At 62.7% G+C, this 19499-nt stretch carries 19 protein-coding genes, 1 other RNA gene and 1 pseudogene; 18 read left to right on the top strand and 3 right to left on the bottom strand.

Features of this window, described 5'->3' with window-relative positions; translation table 11 throughout:
• Window positions 1-293 precede the first annotated feature (293 nt).
• The 12 genes from Q0X68_RS02665 (at window position 294) to serA (ending at window position 11465) form a co-directional block, all read left to right on the top strand.
• Window positions 294-734: a hypothetical protein gene (locus Q0X68_RS02665; protein ID WP_297747160.1), complete on the top strand. Its 441-nt coding sequence runs from the start codon at window positions 294-296 to the stop codon at window positions 732-734.
• Between the two features lie 2 nt (window positions 735-736).
• Window positions 737-1711 (top strand): hypothetical protein, encoded by a 975-nt coding sequence (locus Q0X68_RS02660; protein WP_297747158.1) that lies wholly within the window; start codon window positions 737-739, stop codon window positions 1709-1711.
• A 3-nt stretch (window positions 1712-1714) separates the two neighbouring features.
• Window positions 1715-2872, top strand: a complete 1158-nt coding sequence (locus Q0X68_RS02655; RefSeq protein ID WP_297747156.1) for a hypothetical protein — start codon at window positions 1715-1717, stop codon at window positions 2870-2872.
• Window positions 2869-3555 (top strand): ABC transporter ATP-binding protein, encoded by a 687-nt coding sequence (locus tag Q0X68_RS02650; RefSeq protein WP_297747152.1) that lies wholly within the window; start codon window positions 2869-2871, stop codon window positions 3553-3555. The genes Q0X68_RS02655 and Q0X68_RS02650 overlap by 4 nt, the downstream gene beginning before the upstream one ends.
• A complete protein-coding gene (locus tag Q0X68_RS02645; protein WP_297747149.1) occupies window positions 3552-4784 on the top strand; it encodes an ABC transporter permease in 1233 nt (410 codons plus the stop codon). The genes Q0X68_RS02650 and Q0X68_RS02645 overlap by 4 nt, the downstream gene beginning before the upstream one ends.
• A 146-nt stretch (window positions 4785-4930) precedes the next feature.
• Complete coding sequence (locus tag Q0X68_RS02640; protein WP_297747146.1) at window positions 4931-5320, top strand: DUF4870 domain-containing protein; 390 nt, start codon at window positions 4931-4933, stop codon at window positions 5318-5320.
• 148 nt (window positions 5321-5468) lie between these two features.
• On the top strand, window positions 5469-6986 hold the full coding sequence (locus tag Q0X68_RS02635) for an ABC transporter substrate-binding protein (RefSeq protein WP_297747144.1): 1518 nt from the start codon (window positions 5469-5471) through the stop codon (window positions 6984-6986).
• A 4-nt stretch (window positions 6987-6990) separates the two neighbouring features.
• Window positions 6991-7932, top strand: a complete 942-nt coding sequence (locus tag Q0X68_RS02630) for an ABC transporter permease (RefSeq protein WP_297747141.1) — start codon at window positions 6991-6993, stop codon at window positions 7930-7932.
• Between the two features lie 2 nt (window positions 7933-7934).
• Window positions 7935-8744 carry an ABC transporter permease gene (locus tag Q0X68_RS02625; protein WP_297747297.1) on the top strand — a complete coding sequence of 270 codons (810 nt, stop codon included), beginning with the start codon at window positions 7935-7937 and terminating at the stop codon, window positions 8742-8744.
• Entirely contained in the window at window positions 8741-9496 is a 756-nt protein-coding gene (locus Q0X68_RS02620) for an ABC transporter ATP-binding protein (protein WP_297747138.1), read from the top strand. Before Q0X68_RS02625 ends, Q0X68_RS02620 begins: the two co-directional genes overlap by 4 nt.
• Window positions 9493-10224, top strand: a complete 732-nt coding sequence (locus tag Q0X68_RS02615; RefSeq protein ID WP_297747135.1) for an ABC transporter ATP-binding protein — start codon at window positions 9493-9495, stop codon at window positions 10222-10224. Before Q0X68_RS02620 ends, Q0X68_RS02615 begins: the two co-directional genes overlap by 4 nt.
• Before the next feature lie 47 nt (window positions 10225-10271).
• A complete protein-coding gene (gene serA, locus Q0X68_RS02610) occupies window positions 10272-11465 on the top strand; it encodes a phosphoglycerate dehydrogenase (protein WP_297747132.1) in 1194 nt (397 codons plus the stop codon).
• Window positions 11466-11471: 6 nt separating this feature from the next.
• On the opposite strand, the gene hisN is transcribed toward serA, so the two are convergent.
• Complete coding sequence (gene hisN, locus Q0X68_RS02605) at window positions 11472-12257, bottom strand: histidinol-phosphatase (protein WP_297747129.1); 786 nt, start codon at window positions 12255-12257, stop codon at window positions 11472-11474.
• 82 nt (window positions 12258-12339) lie between these two features.
• On the opposite strand from hisN, the gene prfB reads away from it, so the two are divergent.
• From prfB to ssrA, 6 genes are all read left to right on the top strand, one after another.
• Window positions 12340-13452 carry a peptide chain release factor 2 gene (prfB, locus tag Q0X68_RS02600; protein ID WP_297747126.1) on the top strand — a complete coding sequence of 371 codons (1113 nt, stop codon included), beginning with the start codon at window positions 12340-12342 and terminating at the stop codon, window positions 13450-13452.
• Between the two features lie 97 nt (window positions 13453-13549).
• Window positions 13550-14236: a cell division ATP-binding protein FtsE gene (gene ftsE / locus Q0X68_RS02595; RefSeq protein ID WP_297747123.1), complete on the top strand. Its 687-nt coding sequence runs from the start codon at window positions 13550-13552 to the stop codon at window positions 14234-14236.
• Window positions 14237-14247: 11 nt separating this feature from the next.
• Window positions 14248-15150, top strand: coding sequence for a permease-like cell division protein FtsX (gene ftsX, locus Q0X68_RS02590; protein ID WP_297747121.1), 903 nt, complete (start codon window positions 14248-14250; stop codon window positions 15148-15150).
• 14 nt (window positions 15151-15164) lie between these two features.
• Complete coding sequence (locus Q0X68_RS02585) at window positions 15165-16715, top strand: M23 family metallopeptidase (RefSeq protein WP_297747119.1); 1551 nt, start codon at window positions 15165-15167, stop codon at window positions 16713-16715.
• 38 nt (window positions 16716-16753) lie between these two features.
• Window positions 16754-17233, top strand: coding sequence for an SsrA-binding protein SmpB (gene smpB, locus Q0X68_RS02580; RefSeq protein WP_297747117.1), 480 nt, complete (start codon window positions 16754-16756; stop codon window positions 17231-17233).
• A 29-nt stretch (window positions 17234-17262) separates the two neighbouring features.
• Window positions 17263-17631: a transfer-messenger RNA gene (gene ssrA / locus Q0X68_RS02575) on the top strand.
• 551 nt (window positions 17632-18182) lie between these two features.
• Here the strand turns inward: ssrA and Q0X68_RS13085 are convergent.
• A pseudogene (locus Q0X68_RS13085) lies at window positions 18183-18395 on the bottom strand (PadR family transcriptional regulator); the annotation flags it as partial.
• A gap of 473 nt (window positions 18396-18868) precedes the next feature.
• The gene (locus Q0X68_RS02565) at window positions 18869-19426 is read right to left on the bottom strand and encodes a hypothetical protein (protein WP_297747113.1); all 558 of its coding nucleotides are present in this window, start codon (window positions 19424-19426) and stop codon (window positions 18869-18871) included.
• Window positions 19427-19499: the final 73 nt, after the last annotated feature.

Below are 19499 nucleotides of genomic sequence, written 5' to 3'. Positions count from 1 at the left end.
CCCTGGTCAGAACACTTAGCCGCGATGTGCTTCGTTGGGCGGTGTCGCCGTGCGGGTCGCCCTCGTGTTGAGCGGCGGGCAGCGCTTGCAAACTCGCCTTCGGTGGATCTTAGTCTCTGAGACTTGTCACTATGCGGAGGCGTGGTGTCACATGTTGAGGCCGATGGCGTGGGCTGGAGTGTCGTTTAGTCTCGCGGTTGCCCTTCCGTGCCACGTGGTGGTGTGTTACTCTCAGTCCGCCGAAGCTGGTTCCAAAGGGGAGATCAGTGTGCGGTACTTACGGAGGAATAAGCATGAGATTTCGTTCGAGTGTTTTCAGTAAGGCCGCTTTGGCGGTCCTCGCGTTCGGCTTGGTTGCGGTTCCGGCGGGATCCGCAGAGGCGACGGTAAGTGTGTCCAGGAACTGCAGCTCTACGGCGCAGATGTGTCTTCACTTCAATTCCACCGCCTATGGTTTGGGGGCCGAGTTCGGCTCCCAAACGAATATCACGAGTTTCAACTACAACATCAATGGTGGGGTGCACTACAACTTTAAGGCTGGAAGGTACGGGTCCAACGGTGCCGGTCAGACAATCTGGAACAAGGCCGCGGCAGGGAGAAATCTGTCGTCCTATAGGAACTTCGCTGTGTTCGAGAACAGCAACTATCAGGGTGAGGTGGAGACCGTGCCCTACGGTTATATTCTGAACTTCACCGCTGTCAAGAACAATGACACATCGATGAAGTGGATCTGACGATGGGTGGCCTGCGTCTCTTCATGCGCATTGGTGTGGTGGTCAGTGTTGGGCTGCTGGCTGCGTGCACAGGAGGCACGCAGGCGCCTCCTGCACCGGAGTTAAGTGGGCTGACTCGTCCGTCCTCTTCCGCGTCGTCGGGCAACGGTTCCGCGACTCCGGGTGATTTTCAGCGGTGGGGTGTGGCGGATGAGCCGTTGCCGATCCAGCATTACATGGTGGTTGGTCGTGAGCGGGACACGATCCAGGACGCGGTGGTGGTGCTGGCCATGCGGTGCATGGAGCGTCAGGGGTTCACGATGAAGGTGCAGCCGCCGCGATCGCAGACGGTGGGGGTTTTGCAGGATCTGACCTATCGCCGGTATGGGGCCCCGGAGACGGTGGAGGATGCCAAGGAGATCGGGTTCGGGGTGCCGGCGCGTGCCGAGACTTCTGCGGAGTGGCTCAAGCAGGCAGAGGCATTCGAGGCCTCGTTGACGGAGGCGATGGGTCGGGCGTGGACGGGGGATCCTGGGCAGATGGTGCAGAATCGGCGTCGTAATGGTTGTGTGGGGGAGGCGGATGCGGCGTTGATGGGTGATGCCCAGATCATTGAGGCCAGTGGGTTGGCCAATCCTCCGTTTATTCGTGATCTCAACTTCGATCCGAGGTCTCAGGAGTCGCCCGAGGCGACTGCGGCCACTGAGCGGTTCCTTGTTTGTATGCGCGATGCGGGGTATTCGGATGTCGACGCGACGGAGTTCATGCCGAAGCGGTTCGAGCAGGAGGATCCGCAGCAGCCCAGTGCTGAGGCGCGGGCGGCTGCGCTGACGGTGCATGGGTGTTTCGTCAGTAGCGGTGTTCGTGAGGCCCAGTACCGTGCCGAGGTGGCGTATCAGACGGCGGCGATCGAGGCGAATCCGGAGGCGTTCGCGCAGGTGCGCAAGGAGATCGACGATGTGTTGCGGCGCGCGACCGAGGTGTTGAAGGAGGAGTAGTCGTTGAGCGAGGCAAGTGGGTCCTACGCGCGGAGGCAGCAGAATGCGGGGGCGCCTGTTCGTGCGATGCGTCGCTCGCAGCGCAACTTCGTGGTGCTGGTGGTCGTGGCGGTGGTGGCGATGCTGGCGGGGTTCCTGCTCGGTTCTCTGGTGCGTTCGCCGGCGCAGCGTATCGCGGATGTGGCGCCACCGGAGCAGTCCGTGATCACGGCATCGGTGAGTGCGCAGCAGCGTACGGGGTCGCTGATCGCGCGTGGGCTGGTGGAGATCGGCCAGACGCTCAATGTGGGGCCGATCCAGTCGTCTGAGGCGAAGTCGGTGGTGACGAAGGTTGCGGTCACGCCGGGGGCGACGATCGAGCTCGGCAGTGTCGTGGTCGAGGTGTCCGGGCGGCCGGTGTTCTTGTTGCAGGGCGATTTCCCGGCCTACCGGGATCTCAAGGTGGGCGATTCGGGGCCGGATGCGGCGGCCGTGAACGCGGCACTCAAGGCGTTGGGGCTGCCGCACACTGACGGCGCGACGTTCACCGAGCAGAGTTCGCAGGGGATTCGTGGCTTGTATGAGCGGGCGCGGTACGCGCCCCCGTCGGGTGGTGGCATGGATCTGCGGGAAGTCGTGTTCGTCTCGAAGCCGACGGCGGCCGTGTTGTCGGTGATGACGCGGGTCGGGGCCCCGTCGGACAAGGAGCCGCTGGTCACGCTGGCCTCGGGCGAGTCCCGGATCGTGGCCAAGGTGCCAGCCTCGGATGCGGCCACGATCAGCGAGGGCAGCGCTGCGGAAGTGGATCTCGGCAACGGCCAGACGATCAAGGCGGTCGTGGCGAAGGTCGCCGTAGGCGCGACGCTCGAGGAGTCGACGGTGACGCTCCAGCCGGAAGGCGCGCTCGAGGCGGCCACGAACGGGCAGGACGTGAAGGTCACCATCGCCCAGAAGGGGAAGGAGCAGTCTTCGCTGGGTGTGCCGGTACCCGCGATCTTCGCCCGCGCAGACGGGGGCACGGTCGTCGTGCGCGTGGATGCACAGGGCAAACACGAGATCGTGGAAGTCCAGGTCGGTGACATCGTCGGGGGCATCGCCACCGTGTCCGCCGTGCAGGGTCAACAGGCCCTGCATGAGGGGGACCAGGTGGTGGTCAGCGGCCCCGGGCTGGCCGGGAAGTGAGTGAAGTGTCCGCGCTCATCGAGCTGGAAGGGATCGAGCGCCGCTACCCCGGACCGCCCGAGGTGGTGGCGCTCCGCGACGCCACCTTCCGCGTCCACGGCGGCGAGTATCTCGCGATCATGGGCGCATCGGGGGCTGGTAAGTCCACTCTGCTCAACGTCCTCGGGCTGCTCACCACGCCCACGGCAGGTCGCTACCGGTTCGACGAGGTCGACATCGGCTCCCTGGACGAACGCGCCGCGGCGGGGATCCGCGCCCAGTGGATCGGCATCGTGTTCCAGGCCTTCCATCTGCTCAACGACCGCCCTGCCATCGCGAACGTCGCGATGGGGGCCCTCTACGGCGGCCATGCCCTCAGCAACAAGGAGATTCTGACCCGTGCCGAGGAAGCGTTGGGCAGGGTCGGTTTGTCCCATCGGGTCGGAGCCCTACCATCGACCCTCTCGGGTGGCGAGCGGCAGCGCGTGGCGATCGCCAGAGCACTCGTGATGCGCCCAAGGCTGCTGCTGTGCGACGAACCGACCGGGAACCTCGACTCCCGCACCAGCGCCGACGTGCTCGACGTGTTCGATTCGCTCCACGCCGAGGGCCAGACTCTCATCACCATCACCCACTCCGACGATGTCGCTCACCGGGCCCAACGCGTCCTGCACGTGAGCGACGGGGTGGTGTACGAGTCGTGACCACGCAACAGCAAGCCACTGCGATGCCGACATCGCGGCTCACCTGGCGGCGCTGGTTCGCTGAAGTCGTCGTCGGGGTCGGGGCACGCCCCATGCGAGTGGCGCTCACCCTCGTCGGAACCGTTCTGGGCATCGCGACACTCGTCGCCGTCCTCGGCCTGACCACCAGCGCTCAAGGACAGATTTCGGAACGCTTCACTGAACTCCGCGCGACCGGCATCGAAGTCAACCCCGTCGAGGGGGCCGCCGCCGGCACCCCCTTCACGCTCGAAGCCAAGGATCGAGTCGCCCGGATCAACGGCGTCGAACACGCCGGCTACGCCTGGCGCGTCCCGGTCACCGAAGCACGAGCCGTCGGCAAGACACCCCTGCGCGGCCAACTCGGCCCCCAACCCGACGCCGTCGAAGTCGTCGCCATCAGCGACGGCTTGCTCGAAGCCAGTCGCGCCACGATGGGGTGGGGCCGCACTTTCGACCGCTTCTGCCTCCAGCGGGCCTGCAACGTGGCTGTCGTCGGTTCCGTCGCCGCCCGCCAGCTCGGCATCAACGGCGCCCAAGAAGACGTTCACGTCTTCATCGAAGGTCAACCCTTCGCCGTTATCGGTATCGTCGCTGACGTCAAACGCAACACGACGATGATGGCCAGCGTCATGATCCCCACCACCACCGCTCAGCAACTGTGGGGGCCACCGATGCAGGATCCTGGATGGATGACGCTGGACGTTCGGGTTGGTGCCGCCTCGGTGGTGGGGCAGCAGGTCCCGTACGCGCTCCGGCCCGAGGCAATGGACAGCCTCAAGGTGAGCACACCTCCTGATCCGCGTCAGCTGCAGGAACGAGTGGGCGGTGACTTGGGTGCGCTCTTTCTGGGCCTCGCAGGTATTACGCTGTTGGTTGGTGCCTTCGGCATTGCGAACTCGACGACAGTGTCCGTGATGGAGCGGGTGCCGGAGGTTGGACTGCGACGTGCACTGGGAGCGAGACCGGTTCACATCGCTGCCCAATTCGTGGGGGAATCGAGCGTGCTGGGTCTGATCGGTGGCTTGATTGGCACACCTGTGGGAATCGGAGTCGTCGTTGCCGTATGCGCGATACGGCAATGGACGGCAGTGATGCCGTCGTGGCTGCTGGTCACACCGCTGGTGGGTCTGTTCACGGGGCTCATCGCAGGCATCTACCCTGCCATGCGAGCCGCCAGAGTCGAGCCAGTGACAGCGTTGCAACGTTGAAGGCTGAGCTCGGTTCACTTGTGCATCTGCGGCACTTCCAGTGTGTTCATCACGACGATGCCTCCTACTTCCAGTATCATGGATTGATAGGGGGAACCAGCAATGTGCTGTGCACCCCGGCTATTGAAGAAGAGAAGGAGACGTCCATGTCCCAGGCGAACGATTTCCCGCCGCCCAACAACCCCCATCCAGGCGGTTACCAGCCGCAGGGCAACTCGTCGGAAAACACCATGGCGATGCTTGCTCATCTGCTGGGCATCGTCACTGCTTTCGTCGGGCCCCTGATCCTCTGGTTGGTCAACAAGGACGACCCCCGTAAGGCATTCAGCACTGATCAGGCCAAAGAAGCGCTCAACTTCCAGATCACGGTTGCTATCGGGTATGCCATCTCTGGCGTGCTGGCATTCGTGTTTGTCGGCATCATCACCGCGTGGATCATCGGTATTCTCAATCTCGTCTTCTGCATCCTCGCTGGCCTCGCAGCGAATAAGGGCGAGGCTTACCGCTACCCATTCGCGCTGCGCTTGGTGAAGTAACTACACGCCATCTTCGGGAGGGCGTTGGGTAGGAAGCTCAACGCCCTCCCGTGCTATTTCCGCTTGCCTGCGCGGAGTCAGGCAGGTGGTTGTGGGAGAGTGCGGTTAGACTGATGCGGACCTATTGACCACATGCAGGAGTTGCACTATGCGGGCTCGTCGCCTTCTCAACCTTGTTTCAGTGCTGTTGGCCGTCGTCTTGGTGGCAGCATGTTCGGGCGGCTCAACTGGCGGAACTGGTGAGAAACCGGCGAACGAGGCCAAAGCTGTTGAGATCGGCGCCACCGTGGAACCCAACGGCATGGACATGATCACCGTCGATGGTGCCGGAACGCCGTTCGTGCTCCTGTACAACGTGTACGAAACTCTGGTGAAGCTCGGCCCCGACCGCGAGGTGCAGCCGCTGCTTGCCACGGACTGGCAGATTTCCGACGACGGACTCACCTACACTTTCCATCTCGACAAGGCGGCAAAGTTTGCCGACGGTTCGCCCGTCACCGCTGACGCTGTGGCGCAGAGCTTCCAGCGCATTATCGACGGCGAGGGCAAGAACCAGGTCAAGGCCGACTTCGCCCCGCTCAAAGCGGCACGCGCGGTGGATACGCAGACCGTCGAGCTCGAACTTGCTACCCGCTCCAACTTCTTCCTCTCCGCACTCTCATCCACGGGCGGCATCGTCGTCAACCCCGACGCCGACGTGAAGTCACTCAACCAAACCCCCGCGGGCTCCGGGCCGTACGAGCTGGGGAAGTGGGAGCCAGGTTCGCTGGTGCAGTTGGTGCGCAACGAGAACTACTGGGGCACGCCGCCCCACTTCGACGAGGTCAACTTCCGCTTCTATGCAGACCCGAACGCTATGAACACCGCCATGCTCTCGGGCCAACTCGACATCGTCTCAAACCTCACGGTGCCGCAGGCGCTGGGCCAGTTCTCCGACAAGTCCCGCTTCACCGTGCTCGAAGGGTACACCGACGGCGAAGTGGTCCTCACCTTCAACCACCAGAACCCCGCGCTGGCGAAGAAGGAAGTACGTCAGGCCATCAACCATGCCATCGATAGGCAGGCGGTCATCAATTCGGCCTGGGGCGGCAAGGGCGCGCTCATCGGTTCGATGGTTCCTCCCACCGAACCTTGGTATGAAGATCTGAGCCAGACCTATCCGCACGATCCCGCCAAGGCCAAGGAACTGCTCGCACAAGCGGGAGAGGCGAGCGGGCTCACCCTGCGTCTACGCGTCCCGACGGTGCCCTACGCCACCGCTGCCGCGCGCTCCATCCAGTCGCAGCTCGCCGACGTCGGCATCACCGTGAAGATCGAGGAGCTGGAATTCAGCCGGTGGCTGGACCTCGTCTTCACCAAGGGCGATTACGACATGACGATCGTTGCTCACGTCGAGCCGCGCGACCTCAAGATGTACGCCTCCGACAACTACGCCAGCTACGCCAACCCTGCGTTTGCGAAGCTCATGGAAGAAGCCGACCAGGGCTCCGAAGACGAGTTCATCTCCAAGCAGAAGGAGGCAGCCCGGCTGCTGGCCGAGGACGCAGCCGCGGATTGGCTGTTCCTGCTGCCCAACATCATCATCACCAAACCGAGCATTTCCGGCGTTCAGAAAGACCAGATTTCGCTATCGTTCGACGTGACCACAATCGCATCGTCGGAGTGAAAATATGCGCCTGATTCGCAGGCTCGCATGGTTCGCGGGCAGCTTGCTGCTCGCGTCGCTACTGATCTTTGCTGCGACGAATCTCCTCCCCGGCGACATCGCCAACGTCCTCTTGGGCACGAACGCGACGCCCGAAGCCGTTGAAGCGCTGCGCGAGGAGCTGGGCCTCAACCGCCCCTTCTTCGTGCGGTACGTCGAATGGCTGGGCGGGGTGCTCGTCGGAGATTTCGGCACCTCGATGATCAGCGGCCGATCAGTCACAGCGACGGTGCTCCCCGCGCTGGGCGTGTCGGGATGGCTCGTGGGGCTGGCGACCGTCGGTTCCCTCGTCATTGCGCTGCCCGTCGGCGCCTTCGCCGCGGTGAGGCGGCGCCACGTCGACGGCATCACGGTCTCAGCGCTATCCCAGGTTGGGCTCGCGGTGCCGGCATTCTGGGCAGGCATCTGGCTCGTCGTGTTGTTCGCTGTGCACCTGGGTTGGCTGCCGGCGGGTGGTTACGTGCCCATCACGCAATCAGTGGAGCAGTGGGCAGCACACCTGGTGCTTCCGGTGGCGGCCCTGTCGATCGTCCAAGCCAGTGTGATGAGCAGGTATGTCCGAAGCGCGGTCATCGAAGTGCTGCACACTGACTACTTCCGCACCGCGCGCGCCGTGGGCTGGGGCAAGCTCGGGGCGCTGTGGCGTCACGGTATGCGCAACATCTCCATCTCGCTGTTGACGGTGATCGGCCTGCAGATCGCGACGTTGCTCGTCGGCGCCATCATCATCGAGCAGGTGTTCGCGCTGCCCGGCCTCGGATCCAAACTGCTGTACGCCGTCACGCAACGCGATCTCGTCGTCGTACAGGGCATCGTGCTGCTGCTTGTGTGGGCGGTGCTGTTCATCAATTTCATCGTCGACGTTACCTACCAAGCCATCGACCCCCGGCTGAAACGGGAGGCGTGATGTTGCGGAACTCATCGCTGTGGATCGGCGGCGCATGCATCGCGCTGGTGCTCGTCGTCGCTGGCATCGGTTTGGTGTGGACACCGTTCAGCCCGACGGCCAACGGCCCCGAGCCGCTACTGGGGCCGAGCTGGCCACATGTGCTGGGCACCGACGCGTACGGCACCGACGTCCTGTCCAGACTCATGGCAGGTGCGAAAATCGTCATTCTGGTCGGTGTGCTCTCAGTGGTGGGCGCCGCGGTGGTCGGCGTGCCTATGGGGGTGGCGGCGGCGATGCTGCCGCGAGGCTGGGGGGAGATTCCCGCGCGCCTGGCCGATGTGCTCTACGGATTCCCCGCGCTGCTGCTCGCAATTCTGTTCGCCGCCGCGCTGGGCGGCTCCACGTGGACGGCCGTGATGGCCATCGGAATCTCAACGATCCCCGCCTTTGTGCGCGTCACCCGAGCCGAGACGTTGCAGGTGATGAGCCAGCCCTACGTCGAAGCCGCCAAGCTTGCAGGCGTTGGCGCGGTTACCGTCGCGTGGCGCCATGTCTGGCCCAACATCGCGCCGGCGGTGTGGGTACAAGCGTCGGTGAGCTTCGGCATCGCGATTCTCTCGGAAGCTGGTCTGTCGTATCTGGGGCTCGGGAGCGGGCCGGACACGCCCACATGGGGCCGGATGCTGCGTGAGGCGCAGAACGACCTGTTCTCGACGCCCATGCTCGCGCTGTGGCCGGGGCTCGCCATCGCCATTGCGACGCTCGGGTTCAACCTGCTCGGCGACGGGTTGCGCGATGTGCTGGATCCGAAGCTCAGGGAGCGCGCATGACACTCGTGGTGAAAGGGCTGACCGTCCGTTTTGGTTCGACGGTGGTCGTCGACGACGTCTCGTTCGAAGTCGGTAGCACCGAGCGGTTGGGCATCATTGGGGCATCCGGCTCAGGAAAATCGGTGACGGCGCTCACGATCGCGGGCCTGCTGTCGGAAACCGCGCAGGTGAGTGGCAGCATCCAATGGGACGGCCGGGAACTCGTCGGTATGCGCGACCGCGACTACCGCAAGCTTCGCGGTTCTGACATCTCGATGGTGTTCCAAGAACCGATGACCGCGCTTGATCCGACGATGCGCGTCGGCCGGCAAATCGCAGAAGTTATCGCGCTCCACGATCAGCGCAGCGGCAAACGCCGCACCGTCGTCGAGGAACTCGTCCGAGTGGGCTTCACCGAACCTGAACGCATTGCCGACTCCTACCCGCATCAGCTCTCTGGCGGGCAACGGCAGCGAGCACTGATTGCCATGGCCATCGTCAACAAACCCGGCCTAGTGATCTGCGACGAACCGACGACGGCCCTCGACGTGATCGTGCAGCGCCAGATTCTGCACGTGCTCGATGAGGTACTCACCCAGCGCTCGGCGCTGTTCATCTCGCACGACCTCGCGGTGGTGAAAGAAATCTGCTCGCGGGTGATCGTCATGCAAGATGGCCGCATCGTCGAGGAAGGCCCCATCGATCGCATTATCGAGCGGCCGCAGTGCGACTACACAGCGCGGTTGATCGCGGCGGCGAGGGGAGAGCTATGACGCTGGTTGAGATCGTCGATGGGGAGGTCACCTATCGCCGACGGGGCACCCCCTTCATCGCGGTGCAAGACGTGAACCTCGCTATCGACGCAGGGGAGCGGGTAGGCATCGTCGGGAGGTCCGGGTCGGGGAAGACCACGATTGCTCGGATGTTGCTCGGCTTGGTGCAACCCTCCAGAGGGGAGGTGCGTTTTCGGGGCCGTCCGCTCAGCGAAGGCTTGGATGAGCTTCGCCGCTCGGCCTCGCTGGTGTATCAGGACCCGAACGCGTCGCTGAATTCCCGCATGCGTGTCGGGGCCATCATTGCTGAGCCACTCCACCGCCGGGCCAAGGAAGAGGAACTGGCCCCCTTGATGGAATCCGTGGGCCTCGATCCGTCGTTGGCGCGACGCTTTCCCCACCAGCTCTCCGGTGGGCAGCGGCAGCGCGTCGCTATTGCCCGGGCGCTTATCGCGGACCCGGAGTTGCTCGTCGCTGATGAGCCGGTGTCTGCGCTGGATGTGCTTGTTCGCGCCCAGGTGCTGCAAGTGCTGCACGACGAAGCTCGGGCGAGGAACTTGGCGATGGTCATCATCAGTCATGACCTACCCACCGTCGAGAAGTTGTGCACGCGTGTGGTTGTCGTTACCGAGGGGCGCATCGTCGAGGAGGGGCCCGTCGAGGCAATTTTCCGGAACCCGGAGCACCCATACACGCGGGAGTTGCTCCGCTCATCCCTCAGCCTCTGAGACGGGGGCGCGAGGAGCATTGCTGCACTGAGCTAGCATGCACAGTTGTGAAAGCGCTACTACTCGAGAACATCCACGACGAAGCCCACCGCATCTTGACTGAGCGAGGTTTCGAGGTTGATACGCGTCCGAAGGCGCTCAGTCCAGACGAACTCGTCGAGGCGCTTCGCGGAGTGCACTATCTCGGTATTCGCTCCACCACCACCGTCACCGACGAGGTCATCGCTAACGCGCCTGACCTGCGCGCCATCGGTGCGTTTTGCATCGGCACGAACCAGATTGATCTCACGGCCGCATCCCGAGCGGGCCTCCCGGTATTCAATGCTCCCTACTCGAACACGCGTTCCGTCGTGGAGCTCGTGATCGGGGAGATCGTGATACTGGCCCGCCGCCTCGCGGAGAAGAACCAGAATATGCACGCCGGCGTGTGGGAAAAGTCGGCGATCGGCTCCCACGAAATCCGTGGACGCACGCTCGGCATCGTCGGATACGGCAACATCGGCGCGCAGCTGTCCGTGCTGGCTGAGTCGTTCGGCATGCGCGTGTTGTACTACGACATCGCCGATAAGTTGCCACTTGGCAACGCCCGACGCTGTGAGACGCTCGACGAACTCCTCGCCGAATCCGACACGGTGACGCTGCACGTCGACGGCAGGGCGGAGAACACCATGTTCTTCGGCGCCGACGAATTCGCGAAGATGAAGCCCCGCGCCATGTTCTTGAACCTGTGCCGCGGCCATGTCGTCGACCACGAGGCGCTGCACGCGGCCCTTGCCTCCGGACATGTGTCTGGGGCCGCGATCGATGTGTTCCCGCAGGAGCCCAAGAAGCGCAGCACCGAGTTCGAGTCCGTGTTGCGGGGGATGCCCAACGTCATTCTCACGCCACACGTGGGCGGATCGACGCTGGAAGCCCAGGAGAATATTGGGCGCTACGTGGCCGGAAAATTCGCTGACTACGAGTTTGAAGGCTCCACGTCGATGTCGGTCAACATGCCCGAGATCGCTACCACGCCGCTGAAGTACCGTCGCATCCTGCACCTGCACCACAACGTGCCGGGCGTGATGGCGGCGTTCAACCGCATCCTCGCGAACAGCGATTTGAACATCGGCGCGCAGTCGCTCGCGACGAAGGACGACATCGGCTACGCAGTCACCGACGTTGAGGGCGCGCCGGAAGAGGGCATGATCGAACAGCTCGCACGCCTCGACGGCACCATCAAGGTACGCGTCCTGCCGTAAAACGCGTCAGTTGTTGAGATAGCCCAGCACGGTGTCATGCAGGCGCCCGTTCGTCGCCAGCGCTCCGGGCCCTGCGACGCCGTCCGCGCCGTCGAGATTGGTGAACCTGCCGCCAGCTTCGCGCACGATGATGTCGAGCGCCGCCATATCGTGCAGTTCGAGCTCCGGCTCGCTCGCGATATCGACAGCTCCCTCGGCCACCAGCATGTAGCTCCAGAAGTCGCCGTAGGCGCGGGTGCGCCACGCGTCGCGCATGAGATTGACGAAGCCCTGACCGCGGTGCGACTCCACCCAGCCGTCGAGGGATGAGTACGACAACGACGCGTCGGTGATGTCTTCCACGTGAGACACGTGGAGCTGCGTCGCGTTGAGGATATTGCGACCGGTGTATGCGCCGCCATCGAGCGACGCCCACCACCGCCGCCCGAGAGCGGGAGCGGAGACGACTCCAGCGACGATCTCGCCGGCGTGTTCGAGCGCGATCAGCGTGGCCCACACGGGGACGCCGCGGAGGAAATTCTTGGTGCCATCGATGGGGTCGACGATCCAACGGCGATCGCGTTCACCCGTCGAGCCCAACTCTTCACCGACGATGCCGTCGCGCGGGCGGCTGCGAGACAGCGTGATGCGGATGGACTCCTCGACGGCGGTATCCGCGTCCGTCACGGGCGTGTCGTCGGGTTTGTTACGAAACTTCAGATCCGTGGCCTTGAACCGGCTCATCGTAATGGAGTCGGCGTTGTCAGCCATCATGTGCGCGAGCCTGAGGTCGTCATTGAATTGTCCAACCATGCAGTCCAGGCTAGACGAGCGGACGCCCGTCCACGGCCAAGCTGACTGCGAGTCTTCGGAAGCGCGGCTAGAATGACCGATTGTGGCTCACCAAGATCTCGAAATGCGTATTCAGGAGCTCGATCACTCGCTGCAGTCGATCGAGACGGTCGCCGATATTCCGAAGCTGAAAGACGAGATCGCGACGCTCCAAGAGCAGGCGGCAGCCCCTGATCTGTGGGACGACCAGGACAACGCGCAGCGTGTCACGTCGGCGCTGTCGCAGAAGAACTCCGAGCTGGAGCGTCTTGAAGGCCTGCGGAGCCGGCTGGAAGACGCCACCGTCATGCTCGAGCTTGCCGAAGAGGAAGCCGACGAGGACACCGAACACGAAGTCGACGCCGAGTTGCAGCGCCTCAGCAAAGAGATCGAGGCGCTCGAGGTACGCACGCTGCTCTCAGGTGAATACGATCCCCGCGACGCGCTGGTCACCATTCGCTCGGAGGCAGGTGGCGTCGACGCGGCCGACTTCGCGGAGATGCTGATGCGCATGTACACGCGCTGGGCAGATCGCCACGGATACACCGTCGAGGTGTACGACACGTCGTATGCGGAAGAGGCCGGCCTGAAGTCGGCGACGTTCGCTGTCAAGGCGCCGTTCGCCTACGGCACGCTGTCGGTCGAGCAGGGCACGCACCGGCTCGTGCGCATCTCGCCGTTCGATAACCAGGGGCGGCGTCAGACGTCGTTCGCGGGCGTCGAGGTGCTCCCCGTCACGGAAGACACCGACCACATCGACATTCCCGAACAAGACATTCGCATCGACGTGTTCCGCTCGTCGGGGCCGGGTGGCCAGTCGGTCAACACCACTGACTCGGCGGTGCGCATCACGCATATCCCCACCGGCATCGTCGTGAGCTGTCAGAACGAGAAATCGCAGATTCAGAACCGTGCGGCTGCGCTGCGAGTGCTGCAGGCGCGACTGTTGGAGCGCGCTCGCCAGGAGCGCGAGGCAGAGATGAACGCGCTGAAGGGCGACGGAGGCAACTCGTGGGGTGCACAGATGCGCTCGTACGTCATGCACCCTTACCAAATGGTGAAAGACCTCCGCACCGAGCACGAAGAGGGCAACCCGGCAGCTGTGTTCGATGGTGAAATCGACGATTTCATCGACGCGGGTATCCGCTGGCGCAAGCGCACCGAAACCGACGCGTGACGGCGTGTCACAGTCGCGACGATTTTGCTCGGCACTTAGACTCAACTCGACCCACTGAGATTTTCTCAGCTTCCCCTACGCGGTCGGAGTTTGTTGCGTGATCAAATTCGAGGACGTCACCAAGTTTTATCCTGGGCAGGAAACTGCTGCCCTCAGGAACATCAACCTGGAGATCGAAAAAGGCGAGTTCGTGTTCCTGGTCGGCCAGTCCGGCTCAGGAAAATCCACGTTCCTACGCCTGATCCTTCGCGAACACAAGGCATCGAAGGGCAATCTCTACGTTGCAGGCAAGAACCTCTCGACGATGAACCAGTGGCAGGTGCCACAGCTGCGTCGTCAGATGGGGATGGTGTTTCAAGACTTCCGCCTGCTACCTGGGAAGACGGTCTACGAGAACGTTGCGTTCGCGCTGCAGGTGATCGGCAAATCTGGCAAGCACATTCGCCGGATCGTGCCCGAAACGCTGGAACTCGTCGGCCTCGAGGGCAAGGGCGACAGGCTCGGGGAGGAGCTCTCTGGCGGTGAGCAGCAGCGCGTCGCCATCGCGCGAGCCTTCGTGAACCGCCCGAAGATTCTTATCGCCGACGAGCCCACCGGCAACCTTGACCCGGAGACCAGCGTCGGCATCATGAAGTTGCTCGACCGCATCAACCGCACGGAAACCACGGTCATCATGGCCACCCACGATGCATCCATCGTCGATCAAATGCGGCGACGCGTGCTGGAGCTCAAGAGTGGAGAGCTCGTGCGCGATCAGTCCAAGGGTATTTACGGCCAGGCTTAGGAGAACCACACATGAGGCATACGCTTCGCGAAACTTGGTCGGGTCTGCGCCGCAACCTGGCCATGACCATCGCTGTCATCGTCACCGTCGGCGTCTCACTGACACTGTTTGGTGCCGGCCTACTCACCTCGTCGGAGGTGAGCCTGGTGAAGGGGCGCTGGTACGACAAGATCGAGATTTCCGTGTTCTTGTGCATCGAGGCCTCCTCAGGTGGCAACTGTGAGCCTGGGGTGGGCACGACGGACGCCCAGCGGCAGGCCATTGAGGAGACGCTGAAGGCGAATCCTGAGGTCTCGCAGGTGTTCTACGAGTCGAAGGAAGACGCGTTCGAGGAATTCAAGCGCGTCTACGCGAACTCGCCCATTCTTCCGTCGCGCACCGCGGATCAGATGCAGGACTCCTTCCGCGTGAAGCTGAAGAATCCCGAGAATTACCAGGGCGTGGTGAGCGAGGCGAAGGGGCTGCAAGGCGTGCAGCAAGTCCAAGACCTGCGCAACGTGCTCGACCCGATGTTCAAGGCCCTCTCTGCGGTGCAGTGGGCGACGATCGTCATGTCGATCTTCTTGCTGGTCGCCGCGGCGCTGCAGATTAGCAACACCATCCGTATCGCAGCGTTCACAAGACGACGAGAGATCGGAATCATGCGCCTGGTGGGTGCCTCTAACCTCTACATTGTGCTTCCATTCCTGCTGGAATCGCTGATAGCGGGGCTGATCGGCATCCTCATCGCATCGGCCACATTGGCAGTGGGTTACTACTTCATCGTCGTGCAGAACGCACAAACCTTAATCACAGCTTTACCTTGGATTGGGTGGCCCGACCTGTTGAGTGCAATCCTGATCATCGCTGTGGTGGGTATCGCGCTCGCCATTATTCCTACGCTGTTCGCTACACGTAAATACGTGAAGGTCTGACGAAAGGAGACCTCATGCGGGTTCTTCCCCCCAAGCCCGTCCGCATGATCGTAAAAACGAGCCTCGCCGTCATGGCGGCGGGTGCCATGTTTGTCTCTGTTGCGCCACTCGCGTCGGCTGATGAACTCGACGACCAACGCAATCGTGTTCGTCACCAGATCAGCCAGTTGGAGGGTCGGCGCTCTGACCTCTCCGGACAGATCGCCACTCAGCGGGGAGCCGTCTCCGACGCCAACGAAGTGAACTCTCGCGCTATCACTGCGCTGCAGCAGGCGGAGGCAGAACTGGCAGATGCGCGCGCCGCGCTGGCCGCTGCCGAAGCGCGGGTGGCCGAGTCGGAGGCGCTCGACAAGCAGCGTCAGGAAGAGCTCGAGGCCGCGGAGATCGCGCTGGAGAAGGCTCAGGCCGACGTCGCTGCGGCGCAGGCCGCCTACGACGCGCTGAACAAGCGCATCGATCAAGAAGTGAGCCTCGTGACGCAGAAGCAGGGTCCATTGGTGAACCTGGCGCTGTTGCTCACGGAAGCGGACGCGAATCAGCTCAATCAGCAGGCTCAGTTTGGCGACACGCTGTTCGACGTGTCTGCGCTCGAGTTGGATGAAGCCGAGCGGTTGCGTGTGCAGCTCGACCAGGCTCAGGCCCGTGCTGACGAGGCAGAGCGCAAGGCCGCGCAGGCACGCCAGACGGCGGCAGAACAGCTGCAGGAGAGTAGGGCGGCCAAGGACGAAGCTGCCGGGCTGACTGCACGGGTGGAGGATCTCGTCGCAGAGCGCGACGCGGCTGCTTCCGAGGCAGCGTCGGCGCTGCAGCGTGAGGAAGCCATTCAACAGGACATGGAAGCCGACGCGGCAGCTGTCGAGAAGCGCATTCAGGCGCGAATTGCGGAAGCCGGGAAGCTCGATAGCCAGATCGCTGAGCGCGACCGTAAGCGTGCGGAGGAAGAGCGCAAGCGGCGCGAGGCGGCAGCGAAGCGTCAGCGCGAAGCCGCTGCCAAGCGCGCAGCAGCGAAGAAGGCTGCCGAACGCGCTGCTGCCGAGAAGGCCGCTGCGTCGAAGAAGAGCGCGTCGGCGTCGAAGCCGAAGACGAGCTCTGGTTCGACAAAGAAGGCAACGAGCTCCCGCAAGTCGAGCCGTTCATCTCAGAAGCGGTCGTCGAGCAGCAGCTCCAGCGGGTTCATGAATCCGGTGCCCGCGCGCATCACGTCGCCGTTCGGCATGCGTGTGCATCCCGTGACGGGCGTGTACAAGCTGCACGACGGTACCGACTTCGGCGCGTCCTGCGGCACGCCCATGAAGGCCGCGTACGACGGTGTCGTCACCGAGCGCTACTACAACCGCGGCTACGGCAACAGGCTCATGATCGATCATGGCAGGATCGGCGGCGTGAACGTGACGACGGGGTACAACCACGCGTCGCGGTACATCGTCGGCGTTGGGCAGCGTGTGTCGAAGGGGCAGACCATCGGCTACGTCGGCACTACCGGGTATTCCACGGGTTGTCACCTGCACCTCATGGTGTGGGAGAACGGTCGGGTGAAGAACCCGATGAGCCGCTGGTTCGGCTGAGTTCTGCTGCCCGGCGCGAGTGAATCTATACTGGCCTAATGCCTAGAGAGACCGGCCAGAAGATGATCGCCCAGAATAAGAAGGCGCGGCACGACTATGCCATTGGGGACACCTATGAAGCTGGCCTGGTGCTCACGGGCACGGAGGTCAAGACCCTGCGTCACGGGCGCGCCACGATCGGCGACGCGTACGCCACCATCGAGAATGGCGAGGCGTGGCTGATCAACGCCAACATCCCTGAGTACGAGCACCAGTCGTGGCGGGGGAGCCACTCGGCCCGACGCACCCGCAAGCTGTTGCTCAACGCGAAAGAGATCAAGAAGCTGGCTCGCGCGCTCGAGGGGGCTGGCACGACGCTCGTGCCCCTGCAGATGTACTTCAAGGACGGATACGCCAAGGTGCAGATTGCCGTCGCCACCGGTAAGAAAGACTGGGACAAGCGCCAAACCATCAAGGAGCGGGAGCTCGACAGGGAGGCCCGACGGGCCATGGCCCAGCGAAATCGCTACCGCAGCTGAGACGTGTATCATAGAGAGACAACTCAACAGGGGGCGATCGGTTTCGACTTGGGACGGTAGTCGCAAGGGAAGCGGGCCGAGAAACCATGCTCATCTCGTAAACGATGTATGGAAACCAATAAGTGCCAACAAGAACAGCACTGACTTCGCTCTCGCTGCCTGATCAGCGATCGAAGGGTCAGCCCGAACGAGCCTTCGGTTCGGAATCTGGCCTCATTTAGAGGGCTTGCTGCCTAGCCTGCGTGTCAGGGGCTAGGTGGGACTTCACTGATACTGGGTCTGTTGGCGACGTGCTGATGTGAGTGCCAAGACCAAGAACAACGCCATCATCAGCTGCGCCCGGAGAAGACTTGCCTCACCTTTCAAGGACGCGGGTTCGATTCCCGCCGCCTCCACTATGTGCCTGCTGGCGTTGATACTCTCACGCGTCAGCAGGCACTTTGTTATGCGAGTGTGCCATTTTTGGCCTCGCGTGAGAGTTCATGTTGTTGCAAAGCGCCTACTCAGAGTGTTTTGTAGCGCGTGAGGGTTGGCGATTTTCTGGAGTTCGCGGCGTGTGAACAGCCATCCTGCGAGGGCGACGAGGATCGCGATGACGGCGATGCTGGTCCAGATTGGCCACCACGGTGTGATGACGGGGCGAAGTGGGAGGATGCAGCCCGCCAGGCCGCAACCGACTCTGGCCAGAGCGCCCAGGCCGCTGGTTCACGGCTTGCGGCCGCGCGCCAGATTGGAGCCCAGCGCCGAATAGGCCAACCTCTGAGCGGCGATGCGATCCATCATCGGCGCCTTTGATCAGAGTGGGAATCGCGGAAGTGCAGACGCCACCAAACAGCGATGACCGACAGATTCCACAGAATCCCGAACAGGCGCGAGAACTGCGGCGGATCGAACTCATCAGCTCATCCACGCCGAACTCGGCGTCCAACCGGGCCGCGAACTCCAGCGGATCCCCTTTTATACCAGTGAGCGAGGCCATGTCAGCGACCAACTCGCGCCACGCCTCGGCACGACGCACATGAGCTTGCTCGCCCTCTGCGGTGAGTCGATAGCAGCGACGCGGAGGACCGCTCGGAGACTCATGCCACGTCGTCTCCACCAAACCTGAACTGCGAAGGCGGCTGAGCATCGGGTAGACGGCCCCGCGTGTCGTCGCCAATGCCCGGTCCAGGGCGGGGCGTTGATCTGACTTCCGCTCATGGGCCTCATTGTCGGGTTGGCGTGGCCTCAACCCGTGAATGGGAGTGTCTAAGGCTCGTAAATGGGAGCGTATGAAGAGCGCATTTGGGAGTGTTCGCTGGGATGTGAAGCAGTGTCCTCGTTGAATATCTACTGCGATGAGAGCATGCATCTCCCGATGATAGCCAGCCCTACATGGTTCTCGGGGCGATCCATATCACCATAGGAAGTGCACCCAGTAATGCCCAGGGGCTTCATCCACTTGGCTGTTCCGTGCACCCATCTATCCGGTCAGTACACCGGCGTTGCAGTCCAAGTTGAGCACAGGGAACCATGCATGCGGAGCTTGTGCGCAGGTAGCAATGAGCCGAGCTGCGAGAACTGCTCGTCGTGCGTTGTGCCCACACCGATACCGCCTCCCTGATTTGCAAACGGGAGGCGATATCGGTTGGTGATTCAGAATGGATAGTCAGTAGCTTCTGGCTCTAGGAAAAGGATGCCGACGACGGCACCTTCTCGGCTGATCGCGATTCGTGACATGAGTTCGCCTGCTTCGTGGTTGAGAGTTGAGACGACAACAGATGTACCCGTAGCTTTCCTTGAGAGTGCCGTTGCTGCAGAGCCTGCGCGTCGCTTCTCTTTGAGCGGAACGATTTCCGAATCGGTGATGTCTCGAAGCTCACCGTAGTCAGTTAATATGGATGTCCACACGTCCGCAATGGCGGACCAGGGAAGATCCGAGCGGATGCTCGGATGCATCATTGCGATGGTTTCTGCTTCTTCACTACTGGCGATATGGCGAATGATTTTGTCTGAAATCTCAGAGAGTTCGGCGGTTGGTTGTGGGGTCATAGTTTCTCCAGTGAAGGGATTGTAAACCGCACCGAATCGTTTAAACGCTGCTTGGTGAGACACATTGAGAGCGCGACCAACGTCTGCCCATGAATGCCCCGCGTTTCGTGCTTGCGTGACAGCATCTTCCAATTCGTGTTCGGCAAGGTTTACTGCTTGCAAACAGTGTCGGATGGTTGTTAGGGCGTGTTGCTAAAGGTTGTTCGGAGCCAGTCGAGGGTGGCGGCCAGGCAGA

It is taken from the genome of uncultured Tessaracoccus sp. (genome assembly GCF_947286155.1).
Taxonomy (GTDB): Bacteria; Actinomycetota; Actinomycetes; order Propionibacteriales; family Propionibacteriaceae; genus Arachnia.
Note: the sequence above shows the minus strand (reverse complement) of the source record. Positions and strands in the feature narration are given on the sequence as shown.

Bases quoted from the DNA above. Each gene is read 5' to 3' on its own strand.
- hisN (WP_297747129.1), bottom strand. From the start codon at position 12,257: ATGGTTGGACAATTCAATGACGACCTCAGGCTCGCGCACATGATGGCT.
- Q0X68_RS02620 (WP_297747138.1), top strand. From the start codon at position 8,741: ATGACACTCGTGGTGAAAGGGCTGACCGTCCGTTTTGGTTCGACGGTG.
- Q0X68_RS02660 (WP_297747158.1), top strand. From the start codon at position 737: ATGGGTGGCCTGCGTCTCTTCATGCGCATTGGTGTGGTGGTCAGTGTT.
- smpB (WP_297747117.1), top strand. From the start codon at position 16,754: ATGCCTAGAGAGACCGGCCAGAAGATGATCGCCCAGAATAAGAAGGCG.
- Q0X68_RS02640 (WP_297747146.1), top strand. From the start codon at position 4,931: ATGTCCCAGGCGAACGATTTCCCGCCGCCCAACAACCCCCATCCAGGC.
- Q0X68_RS02615 (WP_297747135.1), top strand. From the start codon at position 9,493: ATGACGCTGGTTGAGATCGTCGATGGGGAGGTCACCTATCGCCGACGG.
- Q0X68_RS02665 (WP_297747160.1), top strand. From the start codon at position 294: ATGAGATTTCGTTCGAGTGTTTTCAGTAAGGCCGCTTTGGCGGTCCTC.
- Q0X68_RS02585 (WP_297747119.1), top strand. From the start codon at position 15,165: ATGCGGGTTCTTCCCCCCAAGCCCGTCCGCATGATCGTAAAAACGAGC.
- ftsX (WP_297747121.1), top strand. From the start codon at position 14,248: ATGAGGCATACGCTTCGCGAAACTTGGTCGGGTCTGCGCCGCAACCTG.
- Q0X68_RS02630 (WP_297747141.1), top strand. From the start codon at position 6,991: ATGCGCCTGATTCGCAGGCTCGCATGGTTCGCGGGCAGCTTGCTGCTC.
- Q0X68_RS02635 (WP_297747144.1), top strand. From the start codon at position 5,469: ATGCGGGCTCGTCGCCTTCTCAACCTTGTTTCAGTGCTGTTGGCCGTC.